Origin of the sequence: Hydrogenophaga sp. ZJX-1, from assembly GCF_048590325.1 — a bacterium.
Lineage (GTDB): Bacteria > Pseudomonadota > Gammaproteobacteria > Burkholderiales > Burkholderiaceae_C > Hydrogenophaga.
In genome coordinates this window covers 810,795-826,291 of record NZ_JBMBRA010000001.1, presented here as the reverse complement: position 1 = coordinate 826,291, position 15,497 = coordinate 810,795, and the positions used below count along the sequence as shown (strand labels likewise).

Here is a 15,497-nt window from a genome sequence, read left to right as displayed (position 1 = left end):
CAGTCTTTCTTTGGAGGGGTTGGAAGGATCGGTCAGGCGTTGAGTGTAGCCAGCGCCTGCGCCAGATCGGCGCGCAGGTCGTCCACGGCTTCGAGACCGACGGCAAAGCGCACCAGACCACCCTTGTGAGGCCAGGCGCGGGTGCGGATCGAGGACACGTTGTGCGGCGCACACAGGCTGATGGGACCGGCCCAACTCCAGCCCAGCTTGAACAGTTCCAGCTGATCGCAGAAAGCGTCGATTTGCGCCTGGTTGAACCGGGCATCAAACACCACGCTGAACAGACAGGCCGCGGCCCGGGCGTCGCGCTGCCAGTTGGCGTGGCCAGGCGACCCGGGCAAGGCCGGGTGCAGCACCTGCACCACACCGCTCTGCGTCTGCATCCAGGTGGCGAGTGCGCGTGTGGCGGTGTCCTGCGCCTGGTACCGCAGGGTCATGGTGTTGAGGCCCCGCAGCACGAGTTCGGTGTCGTTGCCGCTGACCCCCAGCCCCAGCCGCATGTGTGTCATGAGCAACTGCTGGTGCAGCGCCTCGTCGCGGGTGACGACCGAGCCCATGAACACGTCGGACCCGCCACTCGGGTACTTGGTGAGCGCCTGCATGGACATGTCCACCCCCAGCTCGAAGGCGTTGAACGCGATCCCGGCTCCCCAGGTGTTGTCGAGCACGGTCAGGATAGGCCGCTCGCCTTGGCGGGCAGCATTGGCCTGTTGCACCGTGGCCACCAGCGCGGGCAGATCGGGGAACTCCAGCGTGATGGACCCCGGCGCTTCGAGCCACACCAGGCGCGTGGCGGGGCTGATCTTGGCGGCCAGATCGGCCGGGTCCTGCGCATCGTAGTAACGGTGCGTGATGCCCCAGGCCGCCAGCTCGACGCTGGCAAAAGCCTTGTTCGGCCCGTAGGCGTTGTCGGGAATCAGCAGTTCGTCACCCTGCCGCAAAAAGGCCATGTCCACCAGCGACACGGCCGACAGGCCACTGGGCGCCAGCACGCAAAAGCGCCCGCCTTCGACGGTGGCGATGCGTTCTTCGAGAATGAAGGTGGTGGGCGTGCCGTGCAGGCCGTAGGTGTAGCCGCTCTTGTCTTTCCACTCTTGCGTGCGCAGTGCATGCACATGGGGAAAGATGACAGTCGACGCTTTGTGAACGCCGGGCGCAACGGCATCAAACCCCTCAGGCGGGCGGTACGGATGGTGAATCAGTCGGGTAGAAAGATCGCTCATTCAGTTCAGAGCTTCCATTTTTCCAGCAGTTGTTCGGGGCGCATGCTGTCGTACCCCTCGAACGGCTGATGGATCCAGGGGTTGGTGGGCAGGAATTCCACCGAGTAGTCGGGCGTGAAGGTCGAGAGCTGCTTGGTCCAGATCACCGCGCTGCGCAACTCGGTGATGGGCGCATAGTTGTTCTTCAACATCTCGATCACCGCCTTGAGCGTGTGGCCGGAGTCGGCCAGATCGTCGACCAGCAGGACCTTGCCGGCGATCTCGCCCTTGGGGGTCGTGATGTAGCGCGCGATGTCCAGATTGCCCTGCTGCGTGCCCGCGGCGGCACGGTACGAGCTGGTGGACATGATGGCCAGCGGCACATCAAAGATGCGCGACAGCACATCACCCGGACGCATGCCCCCGCGCGCCAGGCACAGGATGGTGTCGAACTGCCAGCCCGACTGGTGCACCTTGAGCGCCAGCTTTTCGATGAGGTTGTGGTACTCGTCGTAGGAAACGTAGAGGTGTTTGCCGTCTTCGGTCAGCATGGAAGCTCCGGGTTGGATGGTCTGTGTTTCATTCTGCACGATTCCGCGCAGAGCCCCATCAGGCGTGGTACGGATGGTGGAGCAGGATGGTGTGATCGCGGTCCGGACTGGTCGAGACCACATGGATCGGCACGCCCGTGGTTTCTTCGATGCGTGTGAGGTAGCGGCGTGCGTTCTCCGGCAGATCGTCGTAGCGTGTGACGCCGACCGACGAATCGCTCCAGCCCGGCAGCGTTTCGTAGATCGGCGTGCAGCGCGCGATCTCGTCGGCTCCCATGGGCAGGATGTCGATGGTCTCGCCATCGAGTTCGTAGCCGGTGCAGAGCTTGAGCTCGGTCAGGCCATCGAGCACATCGAGCTTGGTGATGCACAGGCCTGTCAAGCCGTTGACCTGGGCCGAGCGCTTGAGCAGCGCCGCATCGAACCAGCCGCAACGGCGGCTGCGTCCGGTGGTCACGCCTTTTTCCGCACCGATGGTGGCCATGTGCCAGCCCGGTGTGCCCTCTTTCTCCCATTCCAGCTCGGTCGGGAACGGGCCGCCACCGACACGGGTGCAATAGGCCTTGGTGATGCCCAGCACGTAGTGCAGGAGGCTCGGACCCACGCCGGCGCCGGCAGCGGCGTTGCCCGCCACACAGTTGCTGGAGGTCACAAACGGATAGGTGCCGTGATCGATGTCGAGCAGCGTGCCTTGCGCGCCCTCGAACAGCAGGTTCACCCCTTGCTGATGGGCCTCGTTCAGCTCGCGCGAAACATCGGCAATCATGGGCTTGAGCTGTTCGGCCTGGACCATGGCTTCGGCGTACACCGCCTCGAACTGGATCGCACCGTCCTGCATGTAGGCCGCGATCTTTTCGTCCCAGACCATCTCAGCCGAGTGCAGATAGGTCTTGAGCACGTGGTTGTGCAGGTCCAGCAATTCGCGCAACTTGGTGGCGAAACGCTCAGGGTATTTCAGATCCATCACACGCAGGGCGCGGCGGGCGATCTTGTCTTCGTAGGCCGGACCGATGCCACGGCCGGTGGTGCCGATCTTCTCGGTACCGGCCTTCACCTTGGCGGCTTCGCGCGCGATGTCGATGGCGGCGTGGAACGGCAGGATCAGCGGACAGCCCTCGCTCACGCGCAGGCGCGAACGCACTTCCACACCGGCCCGCTCCAGCCCAGCGATTTCTTCAAACAGCTTGCCCACCGACAGCACCACACCGTTGCCGATGTAGCACTTGACCCCGGTGCGCATGATGCCGCTGGGAATCAGGTGCAGCGCGGTCTTCACGCCGTTGATCACCAGCGTGTGACCGGCGTTGTGGCCGCCCTGGAAACGCACCACGCCCTGCGCGGTTTCGGTCAGCCAGTCCACCAGCTTGCCCTTGCCTTCATCACCCCACTGGGTGCCCACCACGACCACGTTGCGCCCGGGTACCACGGCGCTGCTGTTTTTGATCATCTGCTGTTTCCGGTTAAATGTTCTTCAGTGTCCACACACCGCCCTGCGCTGGCACCTGCACCAGCTCGCGGTCGCAATGAAACTCATCGACTTCGTGTTCATGGCCCGGCAAGGCGCACACCACGGTGTGGCCCTGGGCACGCAGGCTGGCAATGGCTTCACGCAGTTCGACATCCATGCCCCAGGGCGCGCGGATCGCGGCCACCAGGGGGCGCGGTGCAATGGCCGAAACCAGTTCCTTGATGTCCAGGCTGAAGCCGACCGCCGGGCGGTTGCGCCCGAACACGGCACCCACCTCGTCGTAGCGCCCGCCGCGCGCCAGCTCCACCGGTTCACCACCGGTGCCCTGGGCAAACAGGGCAAAGCGCATGCCGGTGTAATAGGCATAACCGCGCAGATCGGCCAGATCGATCGACACATCCAGACCCTGGGCCTGCTCCGCCAGCCAGGCCAGGCTGTCCAGCGCGGCGAGCAGTTCGGGCGAAGTCTGCAAGGTGCGACGGGCTTCATCGAGCACGGCGACACCGCCGAACAGACGCGGCAAGGCGCAAAGGTCACGACCCACAGCGGCCGGCAAGTCACGAGACAGCGACTGCAGCTCGGCCACATCCTTGATGGCCAGCGCCGCATGAATTTGCGCCGTGCGGGCTGCGCTGAGCTGCACCGGTGCGAGCACGGCGTCGATGATCCGCACGTCGGCCATGTCGAGCAGCAAGCGCTCCACGCCCGCACCGCGCAGACACGCGCGCGCCAGCTCAATGACCTCCAGGTCGGCCTCCAGACCGGCGTGACCATAAATTTCCGCACCGAACTGCAAAGGTTCGCGGCTGGCCAGGGGACGGTCGATGCGCGTGTGCACCACCGGTCCGCAATAACTCAACCGTGCAACGCCCTGGCGGTTGAGCAGGTGGGCATCGATGCGGGCGACCTGGGGCGTGCTGTCCGCGCGCAGACCCAGTGTGCGACCCGAGAGCTGGTCCACCAGCTTGAAGGTCTGCAGATCGAGCGCTTCGCCGGTGCCGGTGAGCAAGGATTCAAGATGCTCCAGCAACGGTGGCATGACCAGTTCATAGCCGTAGCTACGCGCTGTGTCCAACAAACCCCGGCGGAGTTCTTCGATGTGACGGGCCTCTGAGGGCAGGACATCGGCAATGTGATCCGGGAGGACCCAGGCAGACATGGGCATAGGGGAACGCTGTTAAAAACGAGATTTTACCGGCCCGGCAGACCGCTCGGCGGCACCCTGACCAGTCAATTGACATCTGCCTGGGTGGCAGACGGTTCAGGCACTCAGCCGACCCACCACCAGAGCAGCACACCCGCGCACAGACTGCACAGCCCGAAAAACCGGATCTGGCCGTCGTGCATCTTGAGCATTTCAGAAAAAACCCGGCGCCAGGCGCCGGGTGCGATGAAGGGCAACAAGCCCTCGAAGATCAGGACAAGCGCCAGCGCTGGCCAAAACAGATCCGCCATCCGCAGCTCTGGATCACTTGGCGACGTTGCTGCTGCGCAAGGCCTTGAAGAAGTCCGACGATGGGTCGACGACCATGACGTCGGACTTGCCCGCGAAGCTGGCCTTGTAGGCATCGAGGCTGCGGTAGAACTGGGCAAACGCCGGGTCGCGGCCAAATGCCTCCGAGAAGGAAGCAGCGGCCTTGGCGTCGCCCTCACCCTTGATGCGCTGCGCGTCGCGGTAGGCCTCGGACACGATCACCTCGCGCTGACGATCGGCATCGGCACGGATCTTTTCACCCTCGGCAAAACCGGTGGAACGCAATTCGTTGGCCACACGCTTGCGCTCGGCTTCCATGCGCTGGTAGACCGAGGCCGTGATGCTTTCCGCATAGTCCACCCGGGTGATGCGAACGTCCACCACGTCCATGCCCCAGGGCTTCTCGGCACCGCGCACCGCTTCAAGCACTTCGCGCTTCACGTCGGCCATGAGGTCCTCACGCCGGGTCGACAACAGTTCGTTGACGGTGCGCTTGTTCACTTCCTGCTGGAACGAGTTGCGCACCACGCGGTTGAGCTGCAAGGCGCCCGCGCGTTCGTTGACACCCACGTTGCGGATGTATGCCTGCGGCTCGCTGATGCGCCAGCGCACATACCAGTCAATCACCACGCGCTGCTTCTCGGCCGTCAACGAGGGCTCGGTGTCGGTGCTCTCCAAGGTGAGCAGGCGCTTGTCGATATACGACACGTTCTGGAACGGCGGCGGCAGCTTGAAATTCAGCCCCGGCTCGGTGACCACCTGCTTGATCTGCCCCAGCTGGAACACCACGCCAAACTGGCGCTGGTCCACGACAAACAGCATGGAACTGGCAATCGCCAGAGCCACCAGAAAAGATGTGAGTATGAAACCCAGTTTGTTCATTTGCGTTGCTTTCTCATCGCTTGTACTTGGGTCCCGGCTCAGCGGCTCTCGCGCTCACGGGAGCGTGCCGCATTGTCCAGACTGCGGCTGGCAGGCGTTGCCGGCGCGCTTGTCGCCGGTGCTGCGCCGGTGGCGGGAACCGCGGAAGGGGTCGGACCGGTCATCTGCATGAGCTTGTCGAGTGGCAGGTACAGCAGGTTCGAGCCCGATTTGGAATCCACCACCACCTTGGTCACGTTGGAGTACACCTCCTGCATCGCATCGGTGTACATGCGCTCACGGGTGACCTGGGGTGCTTTCTGGTATTCGGTCAAAACCGAGCGGAAGCGTTGCGAGTCACCTTCGGCCTGCGCCACGATGCGCGCCTTGTAGCCCTCGGCTTCTTCGGTCAGACGGGAAGCCGCACCCCGTGCGCGCGGCACCACGTCGTTCGCATAGGCCTGGGCTTCGTTCTTGGCCCGTTCCCGCTCCTGTCCGGCCTTCAGCACATCGTCAAAAGACGCCTGCACCTGCTCGGGTGGTCGCACACCGCCTTGCTGCAAGTTGATGCCCACCACCTCGATACCCACCTTGTAGCGGTCCAGGATCGTCTGCATCAGGGTGCGCACCCGCGGCGCGATCTGATCGCGTTCTTCGGCCAGCGCGGCGTCCATCTTCATCTTGCCCACCACCTCGCGCACCGCCGTTTCTGCCACCTTGATCACCGATGCATCGGGATCCAGGCTTTCAAACAGGAACGCACGGGCATCGTTCAAACGGTACTGAACCGCGAACTTGATCTCGACAATGTTCTCGTCCTGGGTCAGCATCGCCGACTCGCGCAGGCCCGTGGCGGGCATCAGGTTGTCGCGACCCACATCCACCGAGCGGATCTGGGTGACGAAAACCGTCTCGTGGCGCTGCACCGGATACGGCAGACGCCACTGGAAACCGGCGCCGACCGTGCTGTGGTACTTGCCGAACTGCGTGATGACGGCCTGCTGACCTTCCTGCACGATGAAGAAGCCGGTGCCCAGCCAGATCAGCGCCGCCACACCAACAATCAAGCCGGCACCGATGCCGGTGGTCTTCGGACTCGGATTGAAGCTGGGCAGTCCGCCACCGCCACCGCCCGAACCGTTGCCCCCGCCCTGCCCGCCGCTGCGACCACCCTTGCCGCCCAGCATGCCGCCAAGCTTGCGGTTGAAGTCGCGCCAGAGCTCGTCCAGATCCGGCGGCCCCTGGTTGGGCCCCTGGCCGCGCGGCGGCTTCTGATCGCCCTTCGGCCGTTCCTCGGCATCCGGCTCGCTGCCCTGAGGCTTGTCGCCATCGCGAGCGTCGTCGCCGCGACCCCATCGGGGATCGTTGAGATTGAACACGCCCAGCAGGACACGCCAGCCTTTGCGGCGTCCGCCGGACTCAGCACCGCGGGTCGGTGATTGCAGATTCACATCCATGTGTTGCCAACTTCTATTCGAATCAAAACCATGACATTGTGCCCAATCAAGGCAGCACATCCCCGATCACGGAGATATCCCTGGGGTACTACCGTCTTCGGGCCCCACAGGCGCCGCAACCTGCCTCGCCAGCAAGGCGCGCAAAGCCGGCAGACCATCCCCGGTACGGGCACTCACAAAAATACGAGGCACCAACTCACCGCCAAGTTCCATCACATCTTCCAGCGCACGGGGCACCGCAGCAGGGTCCATCGCATCGAGCTTGTTGAACACCAGGATCTGCGGCACGCAATCGGCTCCAATGTCCTTGAGCACACCCTGCACCGAAGCGATCTGCTCCAGGTGCGAAGGGTTGGACGCATCGACCACGTGAAGCAACAAATCCGCGTCGGCGGCCTCCTGCAAGGTGGCGGCGAACGCATCGACCAGTCCATGAGGCAGGTCGCGGATGAAGCCCACGGTATCGGACAGTGACACCGAACGCCCGGCTTCACCGAGGTAGAGCTGGCGCGTGGTCGTGTCCAGTGTGGCAAACAGCTGATCGGCCGCATACGCACGGGCCTTGACCAGGGCGTTGAAGATGGAAGACTTGCCCGCGTTGGTGTAGCCCACCAGCGATATCGCGAACGAGTCCCGGCGTTCGCGCTGCCGGCGCTGCGTGGCCCGCTGCTTCTTGACTTTTTCCAGGCGCTCCTTGGTGCGCTTGATGCTGTCACCGATCATGCGACGGTCCAGCTCGATCTGGGTTTCACCGGGACCCCCGCGCATGCCGATGCCGCCACTTTGGCGCTCCAGATGCGACCATCGGCGCACCAGGCGGGTCGACAGGTATTGCAGGCGAGCGAGCTCCACCTGCAACTTGCCTTCATGGCTGCGGGCGCGCTGCGCGAAGATCTGAAGAATGAGCAAGGTACGGTCATTGACCGGCAAGCCAAGCGTGCGCTCCAGGTTGCGCTGTTGCGCCGGACTCAAGGCCTGGTCAAAAAGAATCTCGCTGGCGCCCCTGGACTGGGCCAGCATCTTGATCTCTTCGGCTTTTCCGGACCCGACAAACAGGGCCGGATCGGGTGCGCGACGCTTGCAACTGACCCGATCAGCCACCGCGAAACCCGCGGTCTGGGCCAGCAGACCGAGCTCTTCCAGTTCGGCATCAAAATGCGGCAAACCAAAATCCACCCCAACCAGGATGACCGATGGTATGGATGGGTTTTGGGAGGCGGACGGGTTCAGATCCATTCAACAGCCGCCTGTGCCGTGACCAGCACGGCAGGATTCAGGGGCTCGGTCAAGAGGCTGGCGCTTCGTCCGGGCCGGCTGCGGAGAATTGCACCGGACGACCCGGCACAATGGTGGAAATCGCATGCTTGTAAACCATCTGCGTCACGGTGTTGCGGAGCAACACGACGTACTGGTCAAAGGATTCGATCTGGCCTTGCAGTTTGATGCCGTTGACCAGGTAAATCGACACGGGAACATGTTCCCGGCGAAGCTGGTTCAGGAAAGGATCTTGCAAGAGCTGGCCTTTGTTATTGCTCACGATATGCTCCGTGTTCAAAAAAAGTTGATAGGGAATGCACCATACCACACCCCTGCGCCAACGCAGGGGCTTGGGCAGAAGTCGTTCACTCCTTGAAGGGGTTCTCCGAAGTCTTGTACTCGATGCGCAGCGGCGTGCCCACGAGGTCGAACGCCTTGCGGAAGCGGCCTTCGAGGAACCGGGTGTAGGCGTCGGGCACGTGTTCCAGTGAATTGCCGTGGATCACGATCACCGGCGGGTTCATGCCGCCCTGGTGCGCGTAGCGCATTTTGGGTCGGAACATGCCGCTGCGGGTGGGGGCCTGGAAGGCCACGGCCTCCATCAGCAGGCGCGTGAGCACGGGTGTGGACATTTTCCGCATGGCCGAAGCATGGGCCTGCGCGATCGACTTCCAGACCGGGCCAAGGCCTTGGCGTTTCTGGGCCGAAATCAGGTGCAGCGAGGCAAACTTCAGGAACGCCAGCCGGGTTTCGATCTGGCGCTCGATCTGCTCGCGCTGGTAGGCATCAACAGCGTCCCATTTGTTGATCGCCAGCACCACGGCGCGCCCGCTCTCCAGGATGTAGCCCGCGATGTGCGCGTCCTGATCGGTCACGCCCTGGGTGGCGTCCAGCAACAGGAGCACCACGTGGGCATTTTCAATCGCCTGCAGCGTCTTCACGACCGAGAACTTCTCAATGGCCTCAAACACCCGGCCCTTGCGACGGATGCCCGCGGTGTCGATCAGCTCGTATTTCTGGCCGCCGCGCTCGAAGGGCACCGAAATGGTGTCGCGCGTGGTGCCCGGCAGGTCGAAGGCCACCAGGCGCTCCTCACCCAGCCAGGCGTTGATCAACGTGGACTTGCCCACATTGGGACGCCCCGCAACCGCCAGTCGGATCACGCCGGTGTCAACCTCGACCGCTTCCTCATCTTCTTCGGCAAGTCCCGGGATCGCCTCCAGCGCCATGTCGAGCATGGAGCGCACACCTTGCCCGTGGGCGCCGGAGACCGGCACCACTTCGCCAAGACCCAGTTCAAAAAACTCCACCAGCTGCAGCCCCTGAGTCATGCCCTCGGCCTTGTTGGCCGCCAGCACGGTGGGCTTGCCCAGGCGTCGCAGGTAGTTGGCGATTTCATGGTCCTGTGCGTTGACGCCGGCTCGTGCATCGACGACGAAAATCACCACGTCCGACTCGGCCACGGCCTGTCGGGTCTGCTTGGCCATTTCCTTGTAGATGCCAGACTCGGCCGTGGGCTCGAAGCCACCGGTGTCGATGACGATGTATTCCTGCTTGCCCGACTTGCCGTTACCGTAATGCCGGTCGCGGGTCAGGCCGGCAAAGTCGGCCACGATGGCGTCGCGAGAACTCGTCAAGCGGTTGAACAGGGTGGACTTGCCCACATTGGGGCGTCCCACCAGAGCGATGACGGGTTTCACTAAAGAGCTTTCGTTCAGGACCAGGCGAACCGGCGGTTCGCCCTGCGATCGTTATTGGGGACGCCAGCCGTAGACGCCGCCGTTGCGGGTCTGCACCACCAGGGTCTGCCCGGCCAGCACCGGAGCACCGACGATCGGTGACCCGTCGGTGGACAGCCGGTTCATTTCGCTGCCGTCCTCGCGGGACAGCAGGTGCACCAAGCCCTTGCTGTCGCCAATGGCCACCACGCGGCCCACGGCCAGCGGCGACGTGAGTTCGCGGTATTTGAGTCGTTCGATTTCCCAGCTGCGTTCACCGCTGGCGCGCTGCCAGGCGACCACACGGCCGTCGGATTCGGTGCCAAACACCGTCCGGTCATCGCCATGCACGCCGGTGGAACCGCGCGCGGGTTTGCTCCACACCACAGCGCCACGGCTGGTGTCCACACAACCGACCGCGGCGCCAAAGGCGCGCGCACAGACGCTGTCGCCCTGCCGGCTGACGGTGCCCACCAGGTCCACCAGGCGTTCGACCTCGTTGGTTCCTCGAGCGCTGGCCACCAGGGCCTCCCAGCGGATCGTGCCGTTGAGGGGATCCAGGCCGGTCAGGCGCGCGGACAAGCCGGCAACGAGGGTGTTGCCCACCGCCAGCAGCACGCCGGACTGCCCCAGCACCAGAGGTTCGCCAGGGCGGGCCTGGCTCCACAGACGCGCGCCGGTCCGACCGTCAAAGGCCGTCACGCTGCGGTCCGCCGTCAGGACAAACACGCGCTGCCCGGCCACCAGTGGAGCCGTGAACGCGCGCGCCGGCAAGCGCACGCGCCAGAGTTCACGCCCATCGGCAATGGCCACCAGGTCGTTGGTCTGTGTGATCACCGCGGCCGTCTGGCCGTCCGACCCCACGCCCGCCGAAATGCCGGTGCGCAGATCCAGGCGCCAGACATCCTTGCCGGTGTCGGCATCGAGTGCAGCCACGGTGCCCGAAGCACCCGCCACAAAGACGCGACCGGCTGTCGCCAGCGGCGTCAAGGAGGTCCCGGATGTCCCCACCTGGGTCGACCAGGCCAGGTTGGCACCCAGCAAAGCGGCAGGAGGCGCCAGGGGTGCCGGTTCAAATTTGGCGGGCGAAGAACAGGCGGACAGCCCGATAGCCATGGCAACACCCAGCCCCGACAGGAGCAAACGCCCCCGCGAAGCCAGTTGCAGCGAAAACCCATTTCCCTGGGGCAGGATCGTTTTCATCAACGCGTCACCTCCGCAGCGCCACCCAGTGTGGAAGCATCCACCCCCAGCGACGCAAGTTTGACTTCCACCAGTTGGCGGTATTCGGTTTGTGCACCCAGCGCGCGCCAGGCGGCCTGGTACTGGGCTTTGGCTTCTTCGGTTTTCCCCTGGGCCAGGAACACGTCGCCCCGCCGGTCCGCCGCGAGTGGCTCAAAGGATTTGGGCATCGGCGTTTCCAGCGTCTTCAATGCCTGATCAAAAGCCTTGCTCTCCACATCCAGCGCCGCCAGCCGCAGACGGGCGATGGCCCGGAGGGATTCGTCCGACGCCTTTTCCGATACCCAGGTGAGCGCGGCCCGAGCGCCGTCCACCTTGCCCGATTCGTACAGCGTCTTGCCGGCCAGCAAAGCCCCTTGGGCAGCGAAGGTGGTGCCGGCAAAGCGGTCTGTCATTTCCCCATAGGCACGCTGAATCTTGTCGGCATCGCTGGCCAGCGCGGCGCGCTCGATCTCTTCGTACAGCGCCGAGGCTTTGGCGGCCTGGCTGCGTTCCCAGTAGTTCCAGCCGTTCCAGGCAGCCATGCTGCCAAACACCGCGATCAACACCCAGGTGATCAGGTTGCCGTACTGGGCCCAGAAGTGTTTGATCTGGTCGAGCTGTTCCTGCTCTTCAAGGTCGAGATGTTTGGCCATGCGTGGTAGTCAGTGATTAACAGGGGATTGTAGGGCGCAGGCTCTGCGCCCACGCGGCCACATCGGCCAGCGGCTGCGACACCTGGGTGGGCGCCTCGCCAGCGTCCTCGCCGGGTCGTGGTCCCCGCAAAGGCTTGACCGACACCCGACCCTGAGCCAGCTCGTCGGGACCGAAGATCAGCGCAAAACGTGCGCCGCTGACGTCGGCCTTCTTGAATTGCGACTTCATGCTGCCCATGCCTTCGGCCCCGCCGGCGTGCATCTGCACCTGCACGCCCTGCTGGCGCAAGGCACGCAGCACCGGCATGACCCGGGGCACGCTGCCCGCATCGGGCACCACGGCGTAGGCGTCGGGCGCGGGTTGCCCGGGCAGCTTGCCCTGCTCTTTCAGCAGTTCGAGGATGCGCTCCATGCCCAGCGCCCAGCCCACGGCCGGCGCTGCCTTGCCACCGATCTGTTCGAACAGGCCGTCGTAGCGGCCTCCGGCACAGACCGTGCCCTGCGACCCCAGCTGCGTGGTCACGAACTCGAACACCGAGAGGTTGTAATAGTCCATGCCGCGCACCAGGCGCGGGTTGATGCGGTAGCCAATGCCGTGTGCGTCGAGCAGACCGCGCAGGCGGTTGAAGTGATCCAGAGACTCGGCCCCCAGGTGGTCCATCAGGCGCGGCGCGGCGTTGACGAGTGCCTGCATCGCCGGGTTCTTGGTGTCCAGGATGCGCAGCGGGTTGCTGTGCAGACGGCGCCTGGCGTCCTCATCGAGCTGGTCGGCGTGGCCTTCCAGGTAGGTGATCAGCGCCTGGCGGTGCGCCTGACGCTCGGCCGGCTGGCCCAGGCTGTTGATCTCCAGCTCGATGCCTTCCAGCCCCAGTTCGGCCCAGAGGTCGCAGGCGAGCACAATCAGCTCGGCGTCCACATCGGGACCGACGAAGCCCAGCGCCTCGGCGCCGAACTGGTGGAACTGGCGGTAGCGGCCACGCTGCGGTCGTTCGTGGCGGAACATCGGCCCCATGTAATAGAGGCGCTTGCCGCCGTCGTACAGCAGCGAGTGTTCGACCGCCGCACGCACCACGCCGGCGGTGTTTTCCGGGCGCAGGGTCAGCTGCTCGCCGTTGAGCCGGTCTTCGAAGGAATACATCTCCTTCTCGACGATGTCGGTCACCTCGCCCAGGCCGCGCACGAACAGCGCCGTGGGCTCCACGATGGGCGTGCGCAGGTTGCGGTAGCCGTAGCGCAACATGAGCGAGCGCAGCTTGTCTTCGAGCCACTCCCAGTGTGCGGACACGGGCGGGGCGATGTCGTTCATGCCTTTGACGGCGCTGAGTTTTTCTGCCATGGGAATGCGGTGCGACCGGGCACCGTCTGAACCGCTGGCGCCGTTCACCGGCACCAGCATCGGGGTCAGACGGCAGCGCCGAATCTCTTTTCTATGTAGTTTTCAACGATCTGCTGGAATTCGCGGGCGATGCCCTCGCCGCGCAGGGTCATCGCTTTCTGGCCATCGATGAAGATTGGCGCAGCCGGTGCTTCACCCGTGCCCGGCAGGCTGATACCGATGTCGGCGTGCTTGCTTTCACCGGGGCCGTTGACGATGCAACCCATCACCGCGACCTTCAGGTTTTCAACGCCGGGGTAACGCGCGCGCCAGACCGGCATCGACGAGCGCAGGTAGTCGTCGATCTGCTTGGCGAGTTCCTGGAAGGTGGTGCTGGTGGTGCGGCCACAACCCGGACAGGCGGTGACACTGGGCACAAAGGCCCGCAAGCCCAGCGCCTGCAGGATCTCGGCAGCGATCACCACCTCCTGCGTGCGGGCCTCGCCGGGCTGCGGCGTGAGCGACACCCGGATGGTGTCGCCGATGCCTTGTTGCAGCAGCACCGACAGCGCCGCCGCCGATGCCACGGCCCCCTTGGTGCCCATGCCGGCTTCGGTCAGGCCCAGGTGCAGCGCGTAGTCGCAGCGCTGGGCCAGGGCCTGGTAGACCGCGATCAGGTCCTGCACGCCACTGACCTTGCAGGACAGGAAGATGTTGTTGCCGTTCAGACCCAGCGCCTCGGCCTTGGTCGCGGAGTCGAGCGCCGACATGATCAGCGCCTCGTACATCACCTGGCGGGCGTCCCAGGGTTCGGTCCGCTGCGAGTTCTGGTCCATCAGGCGGGCGAGCAGGTCCTGGTCAAGGCTGCCCCAGTTCACGCCGATGCGCACGGCCTTGTCGTGGCGCGCGGCGATCTCGACCATCTGGGCGAACTGGCGGTCGCCTTTTTCGCCCTTGCCCACGTTGCCGGGGTTGATGCGGTACTTGGACAAGGCTTCGGCACAAGCCGGATGGTCGCTCAGCAGCTTGTGGCCGTTGTAATGAAAATCGCCGATCAGGGGCACGTGAATGCCCATGCGGTCCAGCTGTTCGCGGATGTGGGGCACCGCCTTGGCGGCTTCGTCGTTGTTGACCGTGATGCGCACCAGCTCGGACCCGGCGATGGCCAATTCCTTGACCTGGATGGCGGTGCCGATGGCGTCGGCGGTGTCGGTGTTGGTCATGGACTGCAGACGCACCGGCGCGTCGCCACCCACCGTCACGTGGTGGTCACCCCAGGACACCACACCCCGGCGCGACTTGCGGGGTCGGGCGCCGGCCAGCGCGACCGGCACATCCGCCAGGTTGTCCACTGTTTCAGACCGGTTGGCTACGGGCATGTCCATGGTCATTTCACCTCGAATCGGGCCACGCTGTTGCGGGCGTAGGGCATCACGTCGAACGGTCGTCCTCGCACCTGCACCTGCACCGCATCGGCACGCCCGAGCACCACCGAATAGGGCGGCATGCTGGAAAAGTTCAGGGCATCACCCGCCTTGAGCATGCGCTGCACCTGCACCTTGCCCGTGCCGTCGATCACCTCGACCCAGGAGTCGCTGCCCGCCTGAATGCTCAGCAGACCGCCAGGGGCGGCCGGATCGGTCACCGCAAGCGGTGTTGAGCCGGGTGAAGCAGGCGCCACCTCCACAGCGGAAGCCGCAGGGGTTTCAGGAACCGGCGCAGCAACCGGCTCGGTCGTTGTGGCTGGCAGCGGCGCGACACGAGCCGCCGGCGCTTCAGAACCGGGCATTTGAACCACGGTCGTCACCACCTCGTCCGTCTTGGGTTCCGTGCTGAAAACTCGAGCGGCGCCGGTCAGCAGGTCCTTGCCAGGCACCGTGCTCCAGTCGGGCACCAGCACAATCACCAGCGCACCCAGCAGCGCCACCGAAGCAATCAACACCGCCGGACGGCGTAGCCAGTCCAGGGGACTGAAGCTCGACGCACTCTGATCCCCCTTGAACGGGGCATTGATGGTCTGGCGGGAGTCCCCCAGCACGGGCATGTGCCCCAAGGGGATCTGTTCGAGGACGGGGCCGGGATCTGTCTTGAGCTGGCGGCAGGCGCTGGAAGCCAGCGCGCGCGCAAACGTCAGGTCGGGCAACTCGTCGTAGCGCCCGGCTTCCAGCGCTTCCAGTTTCTTGACCGGAACCTTCAGCGCCGCCGCCAGCGCGGCGATGTGCAGGCCCGCGGCTTCCCGCGCCTGGCGCAACAGAACCGGCGCGGTCCAGACCGTTTCGCCCGGATGGGCGTCGTTGGTCTGTTCGTGCATCACCGA

The 15,497-nt window shown here is 64.7% G+C and carries 15 protein-coding genes; all 15 read right to left on the bottom strand.

The features are described 5' to 3' along the window. Positions 1-32: 32 nt before the first annotated feature. The 15 genes from ACN5W5_RS04010 to ACN5W5_RS03940 all read right to left on the bottom strand — a co-directional run bounded on the left by ACN5W5_RS04010 (position 33) and on the right by ACN5W5_RS03940 (position 15,491). Positions 33-1,223, bottom strand: coding sequence for a PLP-dependent transferase (locus ACN5W5_RS04010; protein ID WP_420047266.1), 1,191 nt, complete (start codon positions 1,221-1,223; stop codon positions 33-35). Between the two features lie 5 nt (positions 1,224-1,228). Beyond that, a complete protein-coding gene (locus ACN5W5_RS04005; RefSeq protein WP_177134893.1) occupies positions 1,229-1,753 on the bottom strand; it encodes a phosphoribosyltransferase in 525 nt (174 codons plus the stop codon). 58 nt (positions 1,754-1,811) lie between these two features. Next, the gene (locus ACN5W5_RS04000; protein WP_420047265.1) at positions 1,812-3,200 is read right to left on the bottom strand and encodes an adenylosuccinate synthase; all 1,389 of its coding nucleotides are present in this window, start codon (positions 3,198-3,200) and stop codon (positions 1,812-1,814) included. Positions 3,201-3,213: 13 nt separating this feature from the next. Next, complete coding sequence (locus tag ACN5W5_RS03995; protein ID WP_420047264.1) at positions 3,214-4,380, bottom strand: ATP phosphoribosyltransferase regulatory subunit; 1,167 nt, start codon at positions 4,378-4,380, stop codon at positions 3,214-3,216. Positions 4,381-4,490: 110 nt separating this feature from the next. Beyond that, complete coding sequence (locus tag ACN5W5_RS03990) at positions 4,491-4,676, bottom strand: DUF2065 domain-containing protein (protein ID WP_420047263.1); 186 nt, start codon at positions 4,674-4,676, stop codon at positions 4,491-4,493. Positions 4,677-4,689: 13 nt separating this feature from the next. Beyond that, positions 4,690-5,577 (bottom strand): protease modulator HflC, encoded by an 888-nt coding sequence (gene hflC / locus ACN5W5_RS03985; protein ID WP_420047262.1) that lies wholly within the window; start codon positions 5,575-5,577, stop codon positions 4,690-4,692. A 38-nt stretch (positions 5,578-5,615) separates the two neighbouring features. Beyond that, entirely contained in the window at positions 5,616-7,013 is a 1,398-nt protein-coding gene (hflK, locus tag ACN5W5_RS03980) for an FtsH protease activity modulator HflK (RefSeq protein WP_420047261.1), read from the bottom strand. 66 nt (positions 7,014-7,079) lie between these two features. Beyond that, on the bottom strand, positions 7,080-8,249 hold the full coding sequence (hflX, locus tag ACN5W5_RS03975) for a GTPase HflX (RefSeq protein WP_420047260.1): 1,170 nt from the start codon (positions 8,247-8,249) through the stop codon (positions 7,080-7,082). 49 nt (positions 8,250-8,298) lie between these two features. Further along, on the bottom strand, positions 8,299-8,550 hold the full coding sequence (gene hfq, locus ACN5W5_RS03970) for an RNA chaperone Hfq (RefSeq protein WP_413466255.1): 252 nt from the start codon (positions 8,548-8,550) through the stop codon (positions 8,299-8,301). 85 nt (positions 8,551-8,635) lie between these two features. Further along, positions 8,636-9,970: a ribosome biogenesis GTPase Der gene (gene der, locus ACN5W5_RS03965; RefSeq protein ID WP_420047259.1), complete on the bottom strand. Its 1,335-nt coding sequence runs from the start codon at positions 9,968-9,970 to the stop codon at positions 8,636-8,638. Positions 9,971-10,021: 51 nt separating this feature from the next. Beyond that, a complete protein-coding gene (gene bamB / locus ACN5W5_RS03960; protein WP_420047258.1) occupies positions 10,022-11,191 on the bottom strand; it encodes an outer membrane protein assembly factor BamB in 1,170 nt (389 codons plus the stop codon). Continuing rightward, positions 11,191-11,865 carry a YfgM family protein gene (locus ACN5W5_RS03955; RefSeq protein ID WP_420047257.1) on the bottom strand — a complete coding sequence of 225 codons (675 nt, stop codon included), beginning with the start codon at positions 11,863-11,865 and terminating at the stop codon, positions 11,191-11,193. Before ACN5W5_RS03955 ends, bamB begins: the two co-directional genes overlap by 1 nt. Positions 11,866-11,881: 16 nt before the next feature. Beyond that, on the bottom strand, positions 11,882-13,201 hold the full coding sequence (hisS, locus tag ACN5W5_RS03950; protein WP_420047256.1) for a histidine--tRNA ligase: 1,320 nt from the start codon (positions 13,199-13,201) through the stop codon (positions 11,882-11,884). Between the two features lie 65 nt (positions 13,202-13,266). Further along, a complete protein-coding gene (gene ispG, locus ACN5W5_RS03945) occupies positions 13,267-14,559 on the bottom strand; it encodes a flavodoxin-dependent (E)-4-hydroxy-3-methylbut-2-enyl-diphosphate synthase (RefSeq protein ID WP_420047436.1) in 1,293 nt (430 codons plus the stop codon). Between the two features lie 8 nt (positions 14,560-14,567). After that, positions 14,568-15,491 (bottom strand): RodZ domain-containing protein, encoded by a 924-nt coding sequence (locus tag ACN5W5_RS03940; protein WP_420047255.1) that lies wholly within the window; start codon positions 15,489-15,491, stop codon positions 14,568-14,570. Between the last annotated feature and the right edge of the window lie 6 nt (positions 15,492-15,497).

Bases quoted from the DNA above. Each gene is read 5' to 3' on its own strand.
- ACN5W5_RS03940 (WP_420047255.1), bottom strand. From the start codon at position 15,491: ATGCACGAACAGACCAACGACGCCCATCCGGGCGAAACGGTCTGGACC.
- ACN5W5_RS04000 (WP_420047265.1), bottom strand. From the start codon at position 3,200: ATGATCAAAAACAGCAGCGCCGTGGTACCCGGGCGCAACGTGGTCGTG.
- hflC (WP_420047262.1), bottom strand. From the start codon at position 5,577: ATGAACAAACTGGGTTTCATACTCACATCTTTTCTGGTGGCTCTGGCG.
- hflX (WP_420047260.1), bottom strand. From the start codon at position 8,249: ATGGATCTGAACCCGTCCGCCTCCCAAAACCCATCCATACCATCGGTC.
- hisS (WP_420047256.1), bottom strand. From the start codon at position 13,201: ATGGCAGAAAAACTCAGCGCCGTCAAAGGCATGAACGACATCGCCCCG.
- ACN5W5_RS03995 (WP_420047264.1), bottom strand. From the start codon at position 4,380: ATGTCTGCCTGGGTCCTCCCGGATCACATTGCCGATGTCCTGCCCTCA.
- hflK (WP_420047261.1), bottom strand. From the start codon at position 7,013: ATGGATGTGAATCTGCAATCACCGACCCGCGGTGCTGAGTCCGGCGGA.
- ispG (WP_420047436.1), bottom strand. From the start codon at position 14,559: ATGCCCGTAGCCAACCGGTCTGAAACAGTGGACAACCTGGCGGATGTG.
- ACN5W5_RS04005 (WP_177134893.1), bottom strand. From the start codon at position 1,753: ATGCTGACCGAAGACGGCAAACACCTCTACGTTTCCTACGACGAGTAC.
- ACN5W5_RS03955 (WP_420047257.1), bottom strand. From the start codon at position 11,865: ATGGCCAAACATCTCGACCTTGAAGAGCAGGAACAGCTCGACCAGATC.
- ACN5W5_RS03990 (WP_420047263.1), bottom strand. From the start codon at position 4,676: ATGGCGGATCTGTTTTGGCCAGCGCTGGCGCTTGTCCTGATCTTCGAG.
- ACN5W5_RS04010 (WP_420047266.1), bottom strand. From the start codon at position 1,223: ATGAGCGATCTTTCTACCCGACTGATTCACCATCCGTACCGCCCGCCT.
- bamB (WP_420047258.1), bottom strand. From the start codon at position 11,191: ATGAAAACGATCCTGCCCCAGGGAAATGGGTTTTCGCTGCAACTGGCT.